Source organism: Pseudoxanthomonas sp. SORGH_AS_0997, from assembly GCF_031453535.1.
Lineage (GTDB): Bacteria > Pseudomonadota > Gammaproteobacteria > Xanthomonadales > Xanthomonadaceae > Pseudoxanthomonas_A > Pseudoxanthomonas_A winnipegensis.
On the sequence record NZ_JAVIZI010000001.1, the window covers coordinates 3,907,485 to 3,923,423 of the forward strand.

At 69.7% G+C, this 15,939-nt stretch carries 15 protein-coding genes and 1 pseudogene; 12 read left to right on the forward strand and 4 right to left on the reverse strand.

Going from position 1 to position 15,939, the window contains the following annotated elements; translation table 11 throughout:
- Nucleotides 1-23: 23 nt before the first annotated feature.
- The 3 genes from QE438_RS16980 to QE438_RS16990 all read left to right on the forward strand — a co-directional run bounded on the left by QE438_RS16980 (nt 24) and on the right by QE438_RS16990 (nt 4,547).
- A complete protein-coding gene (locus QE438_RS16980) occupies nt 24-926 on the forward strand; it encodes a LysR family transcriptional regulator (protein WP_306993941.1) in 903 nt (300 codons plus the stop codon).
- Between the two features lie 484 nt (nt 927-1,410).
- A complete protein-coding gene (locus QE438_RS16985; protein WP_306993939.1) occupies nt 1,411-3,624 on the forward strand; it encodes a M1 family metallopeptidase in 2,214 nt (737 codons plus the stop codon).
- 8 nt (nt 3,625-3,632) lie between these two features.
- A complete protein-coding gene (locus QE438_RS16990; protein ID WP_306993937.1) occupies nt 3,633-4,547 on the forward strand; it encodes a hypothetical protein in 915 nt (304 codons plus the stop codon).
- Between the two features lie 84 nt (nt 4,548-4,631).
- Here QE438_RS16990 and QE438_RS16995 read toward each other — a convergent pair whose 3' ends face one another.
- A complete protein-coding gene (locus QE438_RS16995; RefSeq protein ID WP_130514981.1) occupies nt 4,632-4,799 on the reverse strand; it encodes an oxidoreductase-like domain-containing protein in 168 nt (55 codons plus the stop codon).
- Nucleotides 4,800-4,838: 39 nt separating this feature from the next.
- Nucleotides 4,839-5,369: a M48 family metallopeptidase gene (locus QE438_RS17000; RefSeq protein ID WP_306993934.1), complete on the reverse strand. Its 531-nt coding sequence runs from the start codon at nt 5,367-5,369 to the stop codon at nt 4,839-4,841.
- 40 nt (nt 5,370-5,409) lie between these two features.
- Between QE438_RS17000 and treA the strand changes: the two are divergent.
- Both treA and QE438_RS17010 read left to right on the forward strand, forming a co-directional pair.
- A pseudogene (gene treA, locus QE438_RS17005) lies at nt 5,410-7,081 on the forward strand (alpha,alpha-trehalase TreA).
- A 125-nt stretch (nt 7,082-7,206) separates the two neighbouring features.
- The gene (locus tag QE438_RS17010) at nt 7,207-7,569 is read left to right on the forward strand and encodes a response regulator (protein ID WP_306996229.1); all 363 of its coding nucleotides are present in this window, start codon (nt 7,207-7,209) and stop codon (nt 7,567-7,569) included.
- Nucleotides 7,570-7,674: 105 nt separating this feature from the next.
- Here QE438_RS17010 and QE438_RS17015 read toward each other — a convergent pair whose 3' ends face one another.
- Nucleotides 7,675-8,571, reverse strand: a complete 897-nt coding sequence (locus QE438_RS17015) for a transporter (RefSeq protein WP_306993932.1) — start codon at nt 8,569-8,571, stop codon at nt 7,675-7,677.
- Between the two features lie 229 nt (nt 8,572-8,800).
- On the reverse strand, nt 8,801-9,703 hold the full coding sequence (locus tag QE438_RS17020; RefSeq protein ID WP_306993930.1) for a LysR family transcriptional regulator: 903 nt from the start codon (nt 9,701-9,703) through the stop codon (nt 8,801-8,803).
- A 548-nt stretch (nt 9,704-10,251) separates the two neighbouring features.
- Here QE438_RS17020 and QE438_RS17025 point away from each other — a divergent pair.
- From QE438_RS17025 to QE438_RS17055, 7 genes are all read left to right on the forward strand, one after another.
- The gene (locus QE438_RS17025; protein ID WP_306993928.1) at nt 10,252-11,424 is read left to right on the forward strand and encodes a prolyl oligopeptidase family serine peptidase; all 1,173 of its coding nucleotides are present in this window, start codon (nt 10,252-10,254) and stop codon (nt 11,422-11,424) included.
- Nucleotides 11,421-11,669, forward strand: a complete 249-nt coding sequence (locus QE438_RS17030) for a hypothetical protein (RefSeq protein WP_306993925.1) — start codon at nt 11,421-11,423, stop codon at nt 11,667-11,669. The genes QE438_RS17025 and QE438_RS17030 overlap by 4 nt, the downstream gene beginning before the upstream one ends.
- Nucleotides 11,650-12,594 (forward strand): VOC family protein, encoded by a 945-nt coding sequence (locus QE438_RS17035; RefSeq protein WP_306993923.1) that lies wholly within the window; start codon nt 11,650-11,652, stop codon nt 12,592-12,594. Before QE438_RS17030 ends, QE438_RS17035 begins: the two co-directional genes overlap by 20 nt.
- Nucleotides 12,595-12,612: 18 nt before the next feature.
- Nucleotides 12,613-12,972 (forward strand): Rieske 2Fe-2S domain-containing protein, encoded by a 360-nt coding sequence (locus tag QE438_RS17040; RefSeq protein ID WP_306993921.1) that lies wholly within the window; start codon nt 12,613-12,615, stop codon nt 12,970-12,972.
- Nucleotides 12,969-14,105 (forward strand): FAD-dependent oxidoreductase, encoded by a 1,137-nt coding sequence (locus QE438_RS17045; protein WP_306993919.1) that lies wholly within the window; start codon nt 12,969-12,971, stop codon nt 14,103-14,105. The genes QE438_RS17040 and QE438_RS17045 overlap by 4 nt, the downstream gene beginning before the upstream one ends.
- A gap of 100 nt (nt 14,106-14,205) precedes the next feature.
- The gene (locus tag QE438_RS17050; protein ID WP_306993917.1) at nt 14,206-15,324 is read left to right on the forward strand and encodes an MFS transporter; all 1,119 of its coding nucleotides are present in this window, start codon (nt 14,206-14,208) and stop codon (nt 15,322-15,324) included.
- Nucleotides 15,321-15,902: a cupin domain-containing protein gene (locus QE438_RS17055; RefSeq protein WP_306993915.1), complete on the forward strand. Its 582-nt coding sequence runs from the start codon at nt 15,321-15,323 to the stop codon at nt 15,900-15,902. Before QE438_RS17050 ends, QE438_RS17055 begins: the two co-directional genes overlap by 4 nt.
- The last annotated feature ends 37 nt before the right edge of the window (nt 15,903-15,939 follow it).

Below are 15,939 nucleotides of genomic sequence, written 5' to 3' on the forward strand. Positions count from 1 at the left end.
TCCTGCCAATGCCAGCTATAGTCATGCACGATCTGCGGCGCCTGGACCTCAACCTGCTGGTCACGCTCGATGCGCTGCTGGCCGAGCACAACGTCACCCGCGCCGCGCAACGCCTGCACCTGTCGCAGCCTTCGGTTAGCGTGCAGCTGGCGCGGCTGCGCGAACTGCTTGGCGATCCGCTGCTGCTGCCCGGTCCGCGCGGCATGCGCCCGACCGCGCGCGCCGACGCCCTGCGCGAGCCGCTGCGGGCCGCGCTGGAGGCGTTGGGCCAGGCGGTGGCGCCGCCGGCGCCGTTCGACCCGGCCACCGCGACGCGCACCTGGCAGCTGGCCGCGAGCGACTATGCCGCTTCGACCATCGTGCTGCCGACGCTGGCCGGCCTGCGCACCGCCGCGCCCGGCACGCGACTGGCGGTGCGTGGGCTGGTGCCGCAGCAGATCGTGCAGCAGGCGGAGGCGGGGCAGATCGATCTGGCGTTCCACACCGTCGAAGGCGCGCCGGAGGGGTTGCGTCAGCGCATCCTGTTCGACGAGCGCTATGTGCTGGTCGGCCGCGCCGGCCATCCGGGGCTGAGGCGGCGGCCGACGCTGGCGCAGTTCTGCAGGCTGGATCAGGTGATCGTCTCGCCCGATGGCGGCGGCTTCCACGGGCCGACCGACGCGGCGCTGGCGGCGCTGGGCCTGAAGCGCCACGTGGCCTTGTCGGTGCCGCATTTCCTGTTCGTGCTGTCCGCGCTGGTGCGCACCGACCTGGTGGCGATGCTGCCCGAGCGGCTGGTGCGCGGACATCCGGCCCTGCGCGTGGTGCCCGCGCCGCTGGCCGTGCCCGGCTACCGGATGGCGATGCTGTGGCACGAACGCGTGCACCGCGACCCGGCCCACCAGTGGCTGCGCGCGCAGGTCGTGGCGGCGGTCGTAAAGCCCTAGCGCGTGTCGTGTGCCGTTGAGCGAAGACGCCCAGCGAAGCCTCGCACTTCTCCCAGTCGTCGGCAGACACCGCCCCTCCCCTTTCGCGAAGCGAAGGGGGAGGCCGGGAGGGGGTGCTTTTGCCTTTGCTTTGCCTTTGGTTTTGCCTTTGGCTTTGGCTTTGCTTGCGCTCTTGCTCCCCCGCGAAGAGCACCCCTCCCCAGCCCTCCCCTTGGCCTTCGGCCAAAGGGAGGGGGCGAAGAGCTGCCAGTCGCACTCCCCTAGCCCTTCACCGCGCCTTGGTCTGCGTCCACTCGTCGGTGACCTTGCCGTCCGCGTCGAGGAACTGCAGGCGCGGCCTACCCAGGGACTGATGACAGTCCCCGGGCGCCCCCGTGGCCGGCCCGTGAGCGCTCGCGCGCCCCCGCCGGGTTGCCAGGATCGGGCCAAGCCTTACCATCGTGTCATTAAACCGGCCCGTCTCGAGGCCGGCTGGGGACATGGGATGCACAAGCGCGGATGGGCCAGCGGGGTCGGACTGGCGCTGGCAGGATGTGCGGCCTGGGCGCTGGCCCAGGCCATGCCGACGCCCACGGCCGTCGCGCCGCAGCCGGTCGCGGTCGCCGCCGATGGCATCGCCCTGGCCGGGGCCGACGCCGGCGCGGTCAGCACCCCCAGTGCGCCCGACGCCTGGGGCGGGCCGCGCACCGGCCGCGAACCGACCCTGTCCGACCGCGTGGTCGACTACCGCATCAAGGTGCGGCTGGACGCGATCACCCACACCCTCGACGGCCAGGAGCGGCTGACCTGGCGCAACCGCAGCGCGGTGCCGGTCCGCGCGGTCTATCTGCATCTGTATCTCAACGCCTTCCGCAACACCGGCAGCACCTTCTTCCACGAGAAGAACGACCTGGGCCTGAGCTTTCGCAGCGATGTGCCGGTGCGCAAGGACGGCTGGGGCTGGATCGACATGACCAGCGTGCGCCAGGGCGGGGCGGCCGTGCGGCAGACCTTCGTCCAGCCCGATGGCGGTCCGGCTACCGACATGACCGTGGTGCGCCTGGACCTGCCCCAGGCGGTGGCGCCGGGGCAGAGCACGACGCTGGACATCGACTTCGCCGCGCAGCTGCCGCGGGTGATCGCACGCACCGGCTGGTTCGGCAGCTTCCATCTGGTGGGGCAGTGGTTCCCCAAGATCGCGGTGCTGGAACTGCCCGGCGAACGGGGCGCCACCGCGCCGCGCTGGAACGCGCACGAGTTCCATCTGGACAGCGAGTTCTACGCCGATTTCGGCAGCTACGACGTCACCCTGGACGTGCCCTCGGACTATCGCGTCGGCGCCACCGGCGTGCTGCAGGGCGCGCCGGAGACCTTCCACCAGCGCACGCGCTACCGCTACGTGCAGGACGATGTGCACGACTTCGCCTGGACCGCCGACAAGCGTTTCGCCACGCCGCTGCGCGGCACCTGGACCGGGCCGGGCAGCCCGAAGGTCGCGGTGCAGGTGCTGTATGCGCCCGAATACGTGGCCAGCGCCGGGCCGGCGCTCAAGGCCACGCAGGACGCGCTGACGTATTTCTCGCGCACGCTGGGGCCGTATCCGTATCGCTCGGTGACGGTGGTGATCCCGCCGTACAACGCCGACGAGGCCGGGGGCATGGAGTACCCGACCTTCTTCACCGCCGAGGGCTATGCCAAGGTGCCGCCCGGCTCGTCCACCGCCGCCTCGCTGGACTTCGTCAGCATCCATGAGTTCGGCCACGGGTATTTCTACGGGATCCTGGCCTCCAACGAGTTCGAGGAGCCCATGCTGGACGAGGGCCTCAACGAGTTCTGGGACCAGCGCATGCTGCGCGACGGCCACCGCCGCTACGACCTGCTGCCGCCGTGGTTGAACCGGCTGGGTGTGCATCTGCCGGCGACAGATCCGTTCGAGTTCGAGCGCCTGGGCGCGCAGGTGGACGACCCGAGCGATCCCACAGGCGCCAGTTCCTGGAACCGGCTGGACACCAGCGGCTATGTCTCGGTGTACTCGCGCACCGCCACGCTGATGCGCGACCTGGAGGCGGAACTGGGGCGGCCGGCGCTGGAGCGGGCATTCAAGGACTACTACGCCACCTGGAAGTTCCGCCATCCCTCCATCGCCGACCTGCGCGAGTCGCTGGCCGTCTCCACCGGCAGGCGCACCCTGATCGAGCGTGCGTTCGCCCAGCAGGTCTACGCGGTGAACAAGCTCGACGACAGCCTGGCCGACTTGACCAGCGAGCCGGTCGCGCCGCTGGCCGGGCGCGTGATCGAGGGCGGCAAGGCGCTCACGCGTGGCGAAGAGGAGACCGACGCGCTGGCCGATGCGCGCACTGCCGCGTGGCACAAGGCGCATCCGGATGCGGCGTCCGAGGCCGGCCCGTTCGCCTGGCGCACCACGGTGACCGTGCGCCGGCGCGGGGCGGCGGTACCGCAGACGCTGGTGGTGACCTTCGCCGATGGCAGCACGCGCCGCTTCGACTGGGACGATGCGCTGCCTTGGAAGCGCTGGAGCTTCGTCGACCCGCGGCGCGCGGTCTCGGCGCAGCTGGATCCGCAGCGGCGCCACTTCCTGGACGCGGGCAAGCTCGACGACGGCCGGCGCATCGAGGGCGACCACGCCGCGGCGCGCCGCTGGAGCGCCGATGTCCTGGCCTTGCTGCAGGCGCTGCAGGCCGCGCTGGTGAACCTGTGAGGCGCGCGATGACCGATTTCCATGGCCTCTCGGTCCTGGCGCGCGGCGCGGTCCGCGCGCTGCACTGGCGCGCGCTGCTGCTGTGGTGGGCCAGCCTGTCGCTGGTCGCCCTGGTCGCGGCGCTGCCGCTGTACGCGCTGCTGGATGCGCAGCTCAGCCACGCCATCGACGCGCCGCGCTACGCCCACGCGCTGAGCCTGCTGGCGCTGGGCGAGGTGGTCGGCGGCGCGGCCAAGGACCGCGGGACCGTCTGGGGCGTGCTGGCCGCGCTGTGGGGCACGGCGCTGCTGTGGCCGTGGCTGACCGGGGTGATGGTGGCGGCGGTACGGCTGGGCCGCGGCGTGCGGCTGTTCGCGCTGGCCGCCGAGGGTATGCGCGAGTACGGCCGCCAGCTGCGCCTGATGCTGTGGTCGCTGCTGCCGCTGGCGCCGTTCGTGGCCGCCGGCGTGTGGCTGGTGCACGTGGCGCGCGAGCGCCGGTTCGACGCCGTGCTCGAGTCCACCGTCCACTGGACCGAGCGCGGCGCGCTGCTGGCCGCGGTGCTGCTGTGCCTGGTGCCGTATCTGCTGACCGAGCTGACCCGCGCGCGCATCGCCGCGCGCGACGACAGCCGCTCGGTGGTGGTGCACTGGTGGCGCGCGCTGAAGCTGTATCTGCGCCGGCCGCTGGCGACCTGGGCCTTGAGCCTGGCGATCCTGGTGCTGGGCGCGCTGCTGATCGCCGCGCTGGGCTGGCTGCGCATCGCCGCCTCCGGTGCCGGTTGGGGCGCCTGGTGGCTGGCGCTGGGCGTGACCCAGCTCATCACCCTGGCGGGCGGCTGGCTGCGCCTGGCGCGCCTGCAGGTGCTGGCGCAACTGGTCGACGACGACGCGACGCGGCGGGCGATCGAGGCCGAGGCCTGGCGTTACGACGAGGCGGCCTGATCGGCATGCCGCGCGCGCGGCGACGCTGCGGTCGTCGCGCAGCTGATCGCGCGTCGGTAAAGCCAGCGAGGCGCCTGGTCCCAATCAGCTGTCGGCTTCGGGATGGCGCGCGCGCCAGGCGGCGAGCAGTTCGCGGTAGCGCGTCATCTCCTCGGCATGCAGGTCGTACACGCAGGGGTCGCAGCCGCTGTCGCAGCAGTCGCTGGGCAGCGGCGGTTCGGGCGGAACGGGGCGGGGATCGTCTTCAGGCATGCGCCGATTATCCCGCACCCGCTGTGCGCGGGCGGCGCCTCAGGCCTGGCCCAGCTCCAGCTGCGTCAGGTACAGGCGCAGGTCGAATTCCAGCTGGTGGTAGTCGGCGCTCATGTGGGCGCACAGCTGGTAGAAGGCCTTGTTGTGGTCGGCTTCCTTCAGATGCGCCAGTTCGTGGGCGACGATCATCTCCAGGAACGGCGCCGGCGCGTCGCGGAACACGGTGGCGATGCGGATCTCGCGGCTGGCCTTGAGCCGGCCGCCCTGCACGCGCGAGACCTGGGTGTGCGTGCCCAGTGCGTGCTTGACCACCTGCAGCTTGGGGTCGTAGACGACCTTGTGCAGCGGCGTGCTCTGGCGCAGGTAGCGCTCCTTCATCGCCTGGGTGTAGTCGTAGAGCTGGCGGTCGGTGCGCACGGCGTGGGCGGTGTCGTAGCGGCGGGCCAGCACCTCGCCCAGCTTGCCGGCGTCGATCAGGGCACGGACCTGTCGCTGCAGGGGCTCGGGATAGCCGGCGAGGTACTTGAGCGGCGTCATGGCGCACACGATACCGCCGCGGCGCGCGGCCATGCGGCAGCGCGGCGTGACCGCCACGCGGGGCTGCGGTCCGATTGGCTATCTTCGTCGTCTTCTTCCTCGAACCCCAGGAGCCGCGCATGGCGCCGCGCCACCGTGTCACCGCCTGCCTGCTGACCGCCGCCATCTCCTTGGGGCTCGCCGCCTGTGCCACGCCATCGTCTCAGGTGGCGCAGGCCCCCGCCGCGGCCAGGACGGCCGCGCCGGCCACGCCGGACCAGCTGTATCCGCAGCTGTTCGAGGCGGTGCAGATGGGCCGGGTGTTCGAGGACCAGAAGCACTTCGTGGACATGACCGTGCGCGGGGCGCCGGCGCGGGTCGAGGCCGAGTACCTGGCCGCGCGCGGTCAGCCGGGCTTCGATCTGAAGGCCTTCGTCGCCGCGCACTTCGACGAGGATCCGCCGCTGCAGGTGCCGAAGCTGGCCCAGGACACCGATCTGCGCGGCCATATCGACGCGCTGTGGCCGGTGCTCACGCGCAGCTTCCGCCAGGTGCCGCCGTACAGCAGCGCGCTGGCGCTGCCGGAGCCGACGGTGGTGCCGGGCGGGCGCTTCCGCGAGGTGTACTACTGGGATTCGTACTTCACCATGCTGGGGCTGTTCGAGAGCGGCCGCGGCGCGCTGGCGCGGCAGATGCTGGACAACTTCGCCTACCAGGTCGACACCTACGGGCATATTCCCAACGGCACGCGCAGCTACTACCTCAGTCGCTCGCAGCCGCCGTTCTTCGCCTTCATGGTCAGCGAGGCAGCCGCGCAGCAGGGCGATGAGGTCCGGCGCCGCTACCTGCCGCAGCTGCAGGCCGAATACGCCTACTGGATGCGCGGCAGCGAGGCGCTCAAGCCCGGCCAGGCCTCGGCGCGCGTGGTGCGCCTGGCCGACGGCAGCCTGCTCAACCGCTACTGGGACGACCGCGACATCCCGCGCCAGGAGGCCTGGGCGCACGATGTGGCCACCGCCGCGCAGGTGCGCGACGCGCGGCCGGCCGGCGAGGTCTATCGCGACCTGCGCGCGGCGGCCGAATCGGGCTGGGACTTCTCCAGCCGCTGGTTCGACGATCCGCAGCAGCTGGGCAGCATCCACACCACGCAGATCGTGCCGGTGGATCTCAACAGCCTGATGTACCACCTGGAGGCCACGCTGGCCGCGGCCTGTGCCCAGCAGCCCGGCGCCTGCCGCATCGACTACGCCACGCGCGCCGCGCAGCGCCAGGCCGCCATCGAGCGGCATCTGTGGAATCCGGCCGGCTACTACGCCGATTACGACCTGCGCACGCGCGCCCCGCGCGACCGGGTGACCGCGGCGATGCTGTTCCCGCTGTTCGCCGGGCTGGCCTCGCCCGAGCACGCCCAGCGCACCGCGGCCACCGTGCAGGCGCAGCTGGTCGGCCCGGGCGGGCTGGTGACCACGCCGGTGCGCAGCGGCCAGCAGTGGGACGCGCCCAACGGCTGGGCGCCGCTGCAGTGGGTGGCGGTCGATGGCCTGCGCCGCTACGGCCAGGACGCGCTGGCCGAGCGCATCGGGCGCGCGTTCCTGGCGCGGGTGTCCGGCGTGTTCGACGCCGAGCACAAGCTCACCGAGAAGTACGACGTGCTGGTCACCGGCCAGCGCGCCGGCGGCGGCGAGTATCCCAACCAGGACGGCTTCGGTTGGACCAACGGGGTGACCCTGCGCCTGCTGGACCTGTACCCCCCGTCGGCGCGCTGACAGCCCCGCCACGCGTCTGCGCTTATGATCGGGCCCCTTCATGCGGGGCCGGCGCGGGAGCGGAGCCGGTCCTGCGACGCCACATGTGCATCGGACCCATGACCCAGCTGCAGGAACGACGGGTGCTGCTCGTCGACGACAACGAACTCATCCGCGAGATGGCCGCCGACGTGCTGGCCGACGAAGGCCTGCTGATTGTGCAGGCCGGCGATGCCGAGCAGGCGCTGGACCAGCTGCGCACGCAGCCGGCCTTCGACCTGCTGCTGACCGATGTGCGCCTGCCGGGCATGAGCGGGCGCGAACTGGCCGACGCGGCGCGCGCGCTGGCGCCGGCGCTGCCGGTGATCTTCATGACCGGCTACGCCGAGGAAGCGCTGGAGCGCCCGGATTTCCTGGGGCCCTGCATGCAGCTGCTGCGCAAGCCGTTCTCGCTGGTCGACCTGCTGGCGATGGTGCGCGGCAGCCTGCCGCAGGCCGACTCGCCCTAGGACGTGTCAGGCCCGCGCGCGGGCGACCGCGTCGCCGAGCTCGGTCGCGACGCGGTCGGGCCTTGCGGACCGGCGCACGTCAGGCGCGGCCCGCACCGCGCTCGCTCAGAGCTTGAGGGCGAGGTTCAGCCAGAAGATATTGCCCTGGCTGCGGTGCTCGGTATGGGTCTCGTGCTGCCATGAAGTGGAGAGCTCCGGTCCGGACGCGAACCGATAGGTATAGGACGGGCCGATGGCGAACCCACGGCCGCGGTTGCCATCCGAACCTACGCCCGGGCCTTCGTCGTCGCTGACCTGGTCCAGCAGATAGCCCACCACGCTCAGGCGCGAGCTGCCGATGTTGTAGCCGATCGCGTAGTCCAGGACGACTTCATCGCCCGAGGTGTAGTCGGTGTCGTGGTTCTTGGTGTTGACGATGTAGCGCAGCGAGGCGGCCGCCACCCAGGCCTGGGGATCCAGGTACTGGTAGCCGATGGTGGGCTGGAAGGACCAGTGGTTCTGGCCCGGGTTGGCCAGCCGTCCGTGCTGATAGCTGCCGGTGTTCATGCCGATGTCCAGGCCGAAGACGTAGTTGTTCTTGCCGTCGTGCCAGGCCAGGCCACCGGTCAAGGTGCTGTCGGCCAGTCCGGTTCTGCTGTCGGACACCGGGCCCACGCGCGTGTCCAGATCCACGATGGGCAAGATCAATTGTCCCCAGATCTGTCCACCCAGCAGATGGTTGGGCGACACACCGATGAGGCGCAGGGTTTCGACCTTGGCGCGGACATCGAAGTCGATCGGAAGGCGGTCGCCCTTGCCGTCGTTCAACCGGTCGGCCGAGGTGTAGCTGGTCTGCGAGAGAAGATAGAAGCCGGGATACGGCGGAACGTTTCCCGAAAAGAACTGGGACGCGCCCGGCGAATACTGGGTGTTGCCGTTTTCCGCCGCGACGGCGGAGGTGGATGCAAGACTGGCGCAGCTGATGAAGGCCACTGCCGCCGGAGCGGTGAATCGTATCGCCATCGGTGTTCTCCCAGGTGGAAACGCAGGGAGGAACGCCGACCGGTGCGTCAGGCGCCCGATGGACAGGTTGCAGGTTCCGCGCGAGCGGATTGCTGCAAAGCGGCATCTTTTTAGGCCGCCAACCCGCTTGCGGTTGCCACGGCCCCTCCCGGCGGCGAGTTAGTCACAGCGCGGGCAGCGGCAGAAGTTGGTTCGTTGAATAGGGGGCATTGATCCGCTGAATATGCGGCTACGCGTCGGCGACGGCCCGAAACAATTTCCTCAGCCAGGCCAGCGCCGGATCGTGGGTGCGGGCGATGTGCCACAGCATGTCCTGCTGCATCGGTCGCAGGGGCAGCGGCGGCGCGACCATGCGCAGGCCGCCCTTCTCCGAGATCAGTTTCTGCGCCAGGCGTTGCTGCGTCACCGCGATGCGATCGGTGCCTTTCACCAGATCGCCGATCGAGGCGAAGGAGTAGGTGGAGACTTCTTCCCGGATCTGCAGACCCGCCTCGCGACACGCCTGCACCGCATAGCTCTCGCTGCCGCTGGGCGGCTGCATGACCACATGCCCGGCCGATTCGAAACGCGCCGCGTCGAACCGCTTCAACGGGTGCTTGCTCTCGGCGGCGACGAGGCAGCACAGCGGGTCGGTCAGCAGCGCCTCGGCGGGGTGGATGGCGGAGCGGAATCGGTCGGGCGCGATGACCAGGTCGGCTTCGCCGCGTTCGAGCATCAGATAGGGCAGGGCCGTCTGAGGCTTCAACTCGATGGTCATGCCCGGTGCCTGCCGCGCCACTTCGCGCAGGAAGGGTGGGGCGACCGTATACAGCGTGTAGTCCGACAGGATGATGCTGATGTGGCGGTTGGAGGAGGCGGAGGAGAAATTGGGCGTGATCTCCATCGCCATCTCGATCCGGACCATGATGTCGCGCAAGGGTTCTTGCAGGGTTTCGGCCAATGGCGAAAGTTCCATCTTGCGACCGACCTGCACCAGCAGCGGATCGTCGAAGTGGCTGCGCAGTCGCGCCAGTGCGTTGCTCATCGCCGACTGGGTCAGGAACATCTCCGATGCAGCCTGGCTGACGCTGCGCGTGCGAAGCAGAGTGTCCAGCGCTGCCAGTAGGTTCAAGTCGAGCTTCTTGAAGCGCATGCTGCTTTCGATCTTTTCGGGTGAACGTCCTAGATTAGAGCGTGCGGCGCACTTTTAGGCGGGAGGCCTGGTGCGGCTGGCGCGCGAGGGCAGCGCCGCGTGGCGTCGCTCTTGCTTTGGCAGTGACGATCTCGGGTCAACCGCCCGTGTGCGCTTCGCCTGCGCGGCGCCCGGGGAGGGGAGGGCGCGCCATGTTCGAAGGCGTCACAGGCCGCTCGATGCGGGCTTTCAGGTAAAGGACAGCCTTCCAGGACCTGCGCTTCGTGCCCGCGCACCGCCGTTCGGGGATCGGCCGCAATGGCACGTCCTTGCCGCGCAACGCGCGTGGCACGCCTGCCGGGTGCGGCGCGGCCAACCCGCGTCCGCATCGTGCACTGCAGCATTGATCGAGTGAATACGGAGCATTCATCGAAGCCATTTTTTAAATGCCTGGGTCATCGTTGAGTCTGTGTGCGGGAGGTTTGAGGCGCGCCGCCAGTATGGGGGACGGGCCGCATGGTGATCTCCCGACGACCACGGCCAAGGCCGGGATCCATAGGGAGTCATCGGTGTTCAAGTATTTCCCCACCAACTACGTCTGGAACCTGTCGGTCGATCTGTCGATCGAGATGGGCGCGCGGATGGGGGAGATCGAGGCGATGTGCGCGCCGCTTCAGCAGGCAGCGCAGGCGCCGGATGCCGCCGGCACCGAGGCCTTCCGTCAGACCTGGATCGACATGGCCGACACGCTGTTGGGCCTTGCCGGCGAGGACGAGGCGCGCGGGCGTCTGCTCTCGGCCGGCGACAAGCTGATCCGCGCCTCCAACTACATGCTGACCGCCGAACGGATGTTGGCCCACGGCTCCGAGGGGCGTGTCGAACTCTATCAGCGCTTCCTCGCCAGCTTCGCCGAAGGCCTGAGGCTGTCCGGCTCGAGCTGCCGCCGTGTCGAGATCCCCTACGAGGGCACGCATCTCTCCGCGCTCTACGTGCCCGCCGAAGGCGTCGTCGGCCCTCAACCCGTCCTGGTGCAGGTGAACGGACTGGACAGTACGAAGGAAATGAAATTCCTCGTCGGTCTGCCTGGCTGGCTGGCCAAGCGCGGCGTCGCTTCCCTCATCGTGGACCAGCCCGGAACGGGCGAGGCGCTGCGCCTCCACGACCTGAAGGCGCGCTTCGACAGCGAGCACTGGGCAAGCCGCGTCGTCGACTGGCTGGAGACGCAGGAGGCCATCGACAGCCGGCGCATCGGCCTGGAAGGCGTCTCGCTGGGCGGCTACTACTGCCCGCGCGCCGTCGCCTTCGAGCCGCGCTTCGCCTGCGGCGTCGTGTGGGGCGCGAACCACGATTGGCGCGACGTGCAGAAGAGGCGCCTGGCCAAGGAAGGTCAGTTCCCCGTGCCGCATTACTGGAGCCACGTCATGTGGGTGTGGGGGGCACGCGATATGGATCACTTCATGGAGATCGCCGAGCAGGTCCATCTCGACGGCGTGCTCGACCGTATCCGCGTGCCCTTCCTGGTCACCCACGGCGAGAAGGACAGCCAGATCCCGCTGCACTGGGCCCATGTCACCTACGCGCAGCTGGTGAACAGCCCGAAGCGCGAGCTCAAGATCTTCGATGCCAGGACCGGCGGCGTCCAGCACTCCAGCTTCGACAATTCCGCCAATGCCGGCGCCTACATCGCGGACTGGGTGGCCGAGACCCTGGGCGGCCGCACCGCGCGGGCGGGTGCGCCATGAGCCGCAAGGTGTGCATGGCCGGCCGTCGCAGGCGCGGCCGGACGCTGGCCGAGCGCCCCTTCTTCGACGGCATCCGCCTCACGCCCCGCGACGAGGCCGACGGGCCGGGCTTCGCCCAGGTCGTGCGCGAGGCCCGTCCGCGCAATGCGGCAACGCCGCCTTCGCCACCGCGCACGGACGCGTGCCCAACACCGGCCGATACCACGATGACTCGAGACTTCGATCATGCACATCATTGGTCCTGACTATCTGATCTTCGGGGTCGATGACCTCGCCGCCTGCAGCGAGTATCTCCTCGCCTTCGGCCTCAACCCGGTCGATGTGACGGACAAGGGCGGCCTGTTCGAGGCACTGGACGGCACCGGCGTCATCATCCGGCACCACGCCGATCCGAGCCTGCCGCCGCCGCTGCCGTCCTCCAGCATGCTGCGCCAGCAGGTCTACGGCGTGCGCGACGGCGAAGTCCTCGACGCCATCGAGGCCGAGCTGTCGAAGGATCGCCGGGTCACGCGCCTGGCCGATGGCGCCATCGAGGCCAAGGACGATCAGGGATTCGAGCTGAAGTTCCAGGTCACCCGGCGTCGTGCGCTGGTCATGCCCGCCGAGCGGATCAACGCGCCGGGCGCGCCGGTGCAGCGCGGGCCGAACGAGCTCGGCGTGTGGGAGCAGATGCCCGCCGCGCCGCGCACGCTCAGCCATGTCGTGCTCTTCGTGCCCGACATCGAAGTGGCGGCGAACTTCTACTGCAGCCGCCTCGGCTTCGTCGTCACCGATGTCCTGAGCGGCGCCGGCCCCTTCCTGCAGCCCAGGGGCAACGACGACCACCACACGCTGTTCTTCATCCGCACGCCGGAATACATGAAAGGCTGCGAGCACCTGGCCTTCCACATGGGCGGCCCGACCGAGCTGATGGTGGCCGGAACGCGTTTCGTGAAGAAGGGCTATCAGAGCTTCTGGGGCCCCGGCCGCCACAAGTTCGGGTCCAACTGGTTCTGGTACTTCAACAGCCCGTTCGGCTGCCATTTCGAGTACGACGCCGACATGGACAAGCACGACGGCGAATGGCTGGCGCGCGAGACTCCCATGAACGCCGAATCGTCCCAGATCGTGCTCTTCGAGATGCGCGAGAAGTGGGCGCCAGGCGGTCCGCCGCCCGGCGCCGAGCCTTGACGTCGCGGAGGTGGGGTCGTGCCGTTCGCACAGCGGCTGTGCCGTGTCGAGGATATCCGTGAAGGCCAGGCGCGGGGTTTCGGCCCGCTGGAGGGATACCGGCGCAGGATCATCGTCCTGCGGCGCAACGGCACGCTCCATGCCTGGCTGGACGCCTGCCCGCACTATCCCGCCGGCACGCCGATGGCCTGGAAGACCGACGCCTACCTCAACGGGGAGAGGACGCACATCGCCTGCCACTCGCACGGGGCGCTGTTCGATATGGAGACGGGCGAATGCGTCCTTGGCCCCTGCCTGGGACAACAACTGACGCGCATCGCGCTGACGATCAACGACGAAGGCGACGTCTTCGTCCGCGCGGCGCAGGAGGAAACATGAGCATGAATTCGGCTATCCAGAAGATCCTGATCGTCGGCGGCGGTTTCGCCGGCTCGACCGCGGCACTGCAGCTCTCCCGCAACGGCTTTTCCGTCGACCTGGTGGAGATCGATCCGCAATGGCGCTCCTACGGCGCGGGGATCAGCCTGCATGGTTCGACGCTCCGGGTCCTCAAGCAGCTCGGCCTGATTGAGCGCTTCATGGAGGAGGGCTATGCGACCGACGGCGTCGAGATGCGCGGGCCGGACGACTGCGTGCTCGTGACGCTGCCCACGCCGCGCGTGGCGGCGCCGGACCTGCCGGGCGGCGGCGCGATCATGCGCCCGGCCCTGGCGAAGATCCTCTCCGAAGCCGTGCGCGCCTCGACCACGCATGTCCGCCTGGGCCTGACCTTCACCGACCTCGAGCAGGACGCCGACGGTGTCAGCGTGACGTTCTCCGATGGCTCCCAGGGGCGCTACGATCTGGTCGTCGGCGCGGACGGCCTGTATTCGGCGGTCCGCGCGAAGGTCTTTCCGCATGCGCCCAAGCCGCGTTTCATCGGCCAGTCGGTCTGGCGTGCCGTGTTGCCCAGGCCCGAGGGCCTCGAGACGGTCGCCATGTGGATGGGGCCCAAGCTCAAGGTCGGCATGAATCGCGTGACCCGGGACATGGTCTATCTGTTCCTGACGGAGAACCGGGACACCAACGATCACGTGGCGCCCGAGACGTTCGTGGCGACGCTGCGCGGCCTGCTGGAGCGCTTCCCCTCGCCGATCATCCGCAAGATCGCGTCCGAACTCTCCGCCGAGCACCGGATCGTCTACCGGCCGCTGGAACAGATGCTCCTGCCGCGCCCCTGGTCCGCCGGTCGTGTCGTGCTGATCGGCGACGCGGTTCATGCCACGACACCGCATCTGGCCGCCGGGGCCTGCATCGGGATCGAGGACGCGATGGTGCTCGCCGAGGAGCTGGCGGCCGGCGCCGAGCTCGCGGGCTCGCTGGCGGCCTTCGAGGCGCGTCGCTATGAGCGTTGCCGGATGGTGGTGGAGAACTCCGGCCGCCTGGCCGACATCGAGATCCATGAAGGCAGTCGGGAAGAGCATGCCTCGATCATGCGGGTCTCGATGCAGACGCTGGCGGGGGAAGTCTAGGACAGCGCCATTCGGAACGTCGCGTCACCAAAAACAATCGCCCGCGCCGCGGACGAGCGGCGCGCGCGCATCCGGGCGCGCCGAAAAACGGGAGGACACCATGCCAGCACAGAAATTCGGGAAGGGGGCGGTCGCCGCACTGGTCATTGCGCATTGCGCGGGGATGCTGGATCTCGTCGCCCTGCCGGTCTGGGTGGGCGCGCTGGTCGAGCGCTTCGGCTTCAGCCCGCAGCAGGCGGGCGGTCTTGCCACGCTGTTCCTGCTCGGCGCGGTGGCGGCCAGTGCCGTCGCCGCCCATCGCTTCAACCGGGTCAACCCGCGCGTCATCGCGGCCAGCGGCTTCGCCGTTGCGGCGCTGGCCTTCCTCGTCGCGTCCACGCAGACCGATTTCGCGCCGCTGGCCGTCCTGCACCTGCTGGCCGGCCTCGCCGCCGGCGCCGCGCTGTCCATGGTGCACGGCACCATGGGGCATGCCGACAATCCGCATCGGTTGTTCGCAACGGCCGGCGTGGCCATCGGGCTCTTCGGCATCCTGATGCTGGGCGGCATCCCGCAGCTGCTGATCAGCCACGGCGGCCAGGCGATGTTCCAGGTCTTCGCGGTTTTGATGGCGCTGGCGGCCGTGGCATGCGCCCTGCTGTTCCGCAATCCGACATCGCTGCAGCCCGGGGCCGTGGCGCCGTTCAACCGCGCCACCTGGCTCACCATCCTGGGCATCAGCATCATGACCTACAACCAGGCCATGGTGTTTTCCTTCGTCGAGGTCATCGGCAAGGCGCGCGGCTTCGCGCCCGCCCATGTGCTCGCCGTCCTGCTCACGCTCGGCATCGTCAATTTCCTGTTTCCCGCGCCGCTCGCGGCATTCCTGCAGAACCGCGTACGGGCGACGGCCGTGGTGCAGATCGGTCCGGCCGTGCAGGCCGTGCTGGCCCTGGTCGTCACCGGTGCGACGGCGTTCGTGTTCTGGGCGCCTGCCGCCTCGGTCTTCGTCGCGGTGCAGATCTTCACCCACACCTTCGCCTTCGGCCTGCTGGCCCGGCTCGAGCCCTCCGGCCGCGCGGTGGCCGCCACGCCGGCCATGCTCATGATCGGCGCGGCGCTGGGCCCCATCGTCGGCGGTGCGCTCGGTGAGCATCTGGGCTTCGGCGCACTCGGTATCGCGGCCGTCCTCGTCGCCGCCCTCTCCATCACTTGCTTCTCCAAGGCGAAAGCGCAATGACATCCTTCCCGCACATCACCCGCATCGTCACCGGCCACCGCGCGGATGGCGCGGCCATCGTGACCGAGGTCGGCCCGCTCCGCACCGTCGTCGAGATCCCCGCCATTCCGGGCACGGCGTTCCACGAGGTCTGGGCCACGCACGCGAGCCCGGTGCCGATCGACAACGGGGCCGATCCCACGCTCGGTCCGCTCACGCTGCCACCGCCGCCCGGCGGCACACGCCTGCGCTTCGTCGACATTCCGCCGGACACGGAGGACTTCCTGAAGGACGGGGCGCGCCACATGGGCGAGGCGTTCTCGCAGCTCGGGGACGCCACCGCCTCCACCGTGCGCGAGGCCTCGCCGCACCCGCTGATGCATCGGACCGAATCGGTGGACTACGGCGTGGTCATCGAAGGCGAGGTGACCCTGGTCGTGGACGAGGGCGAGGTGCTGTTGAAGCCCGGTTCGGTCGTCATCCAGCGCGGCACCAACCACGCCTGGGCCAATCGCTCGGGGCGACCGTGCCGGATGCTCTTCGTGCTGCTCTCCGGCACCTACGACCCGGACATCGCCGCAAGCCTTTCGCGCCGTTGAGATCGCCGCAAGGCGAGGCCGGCAGCAACCTGGACAT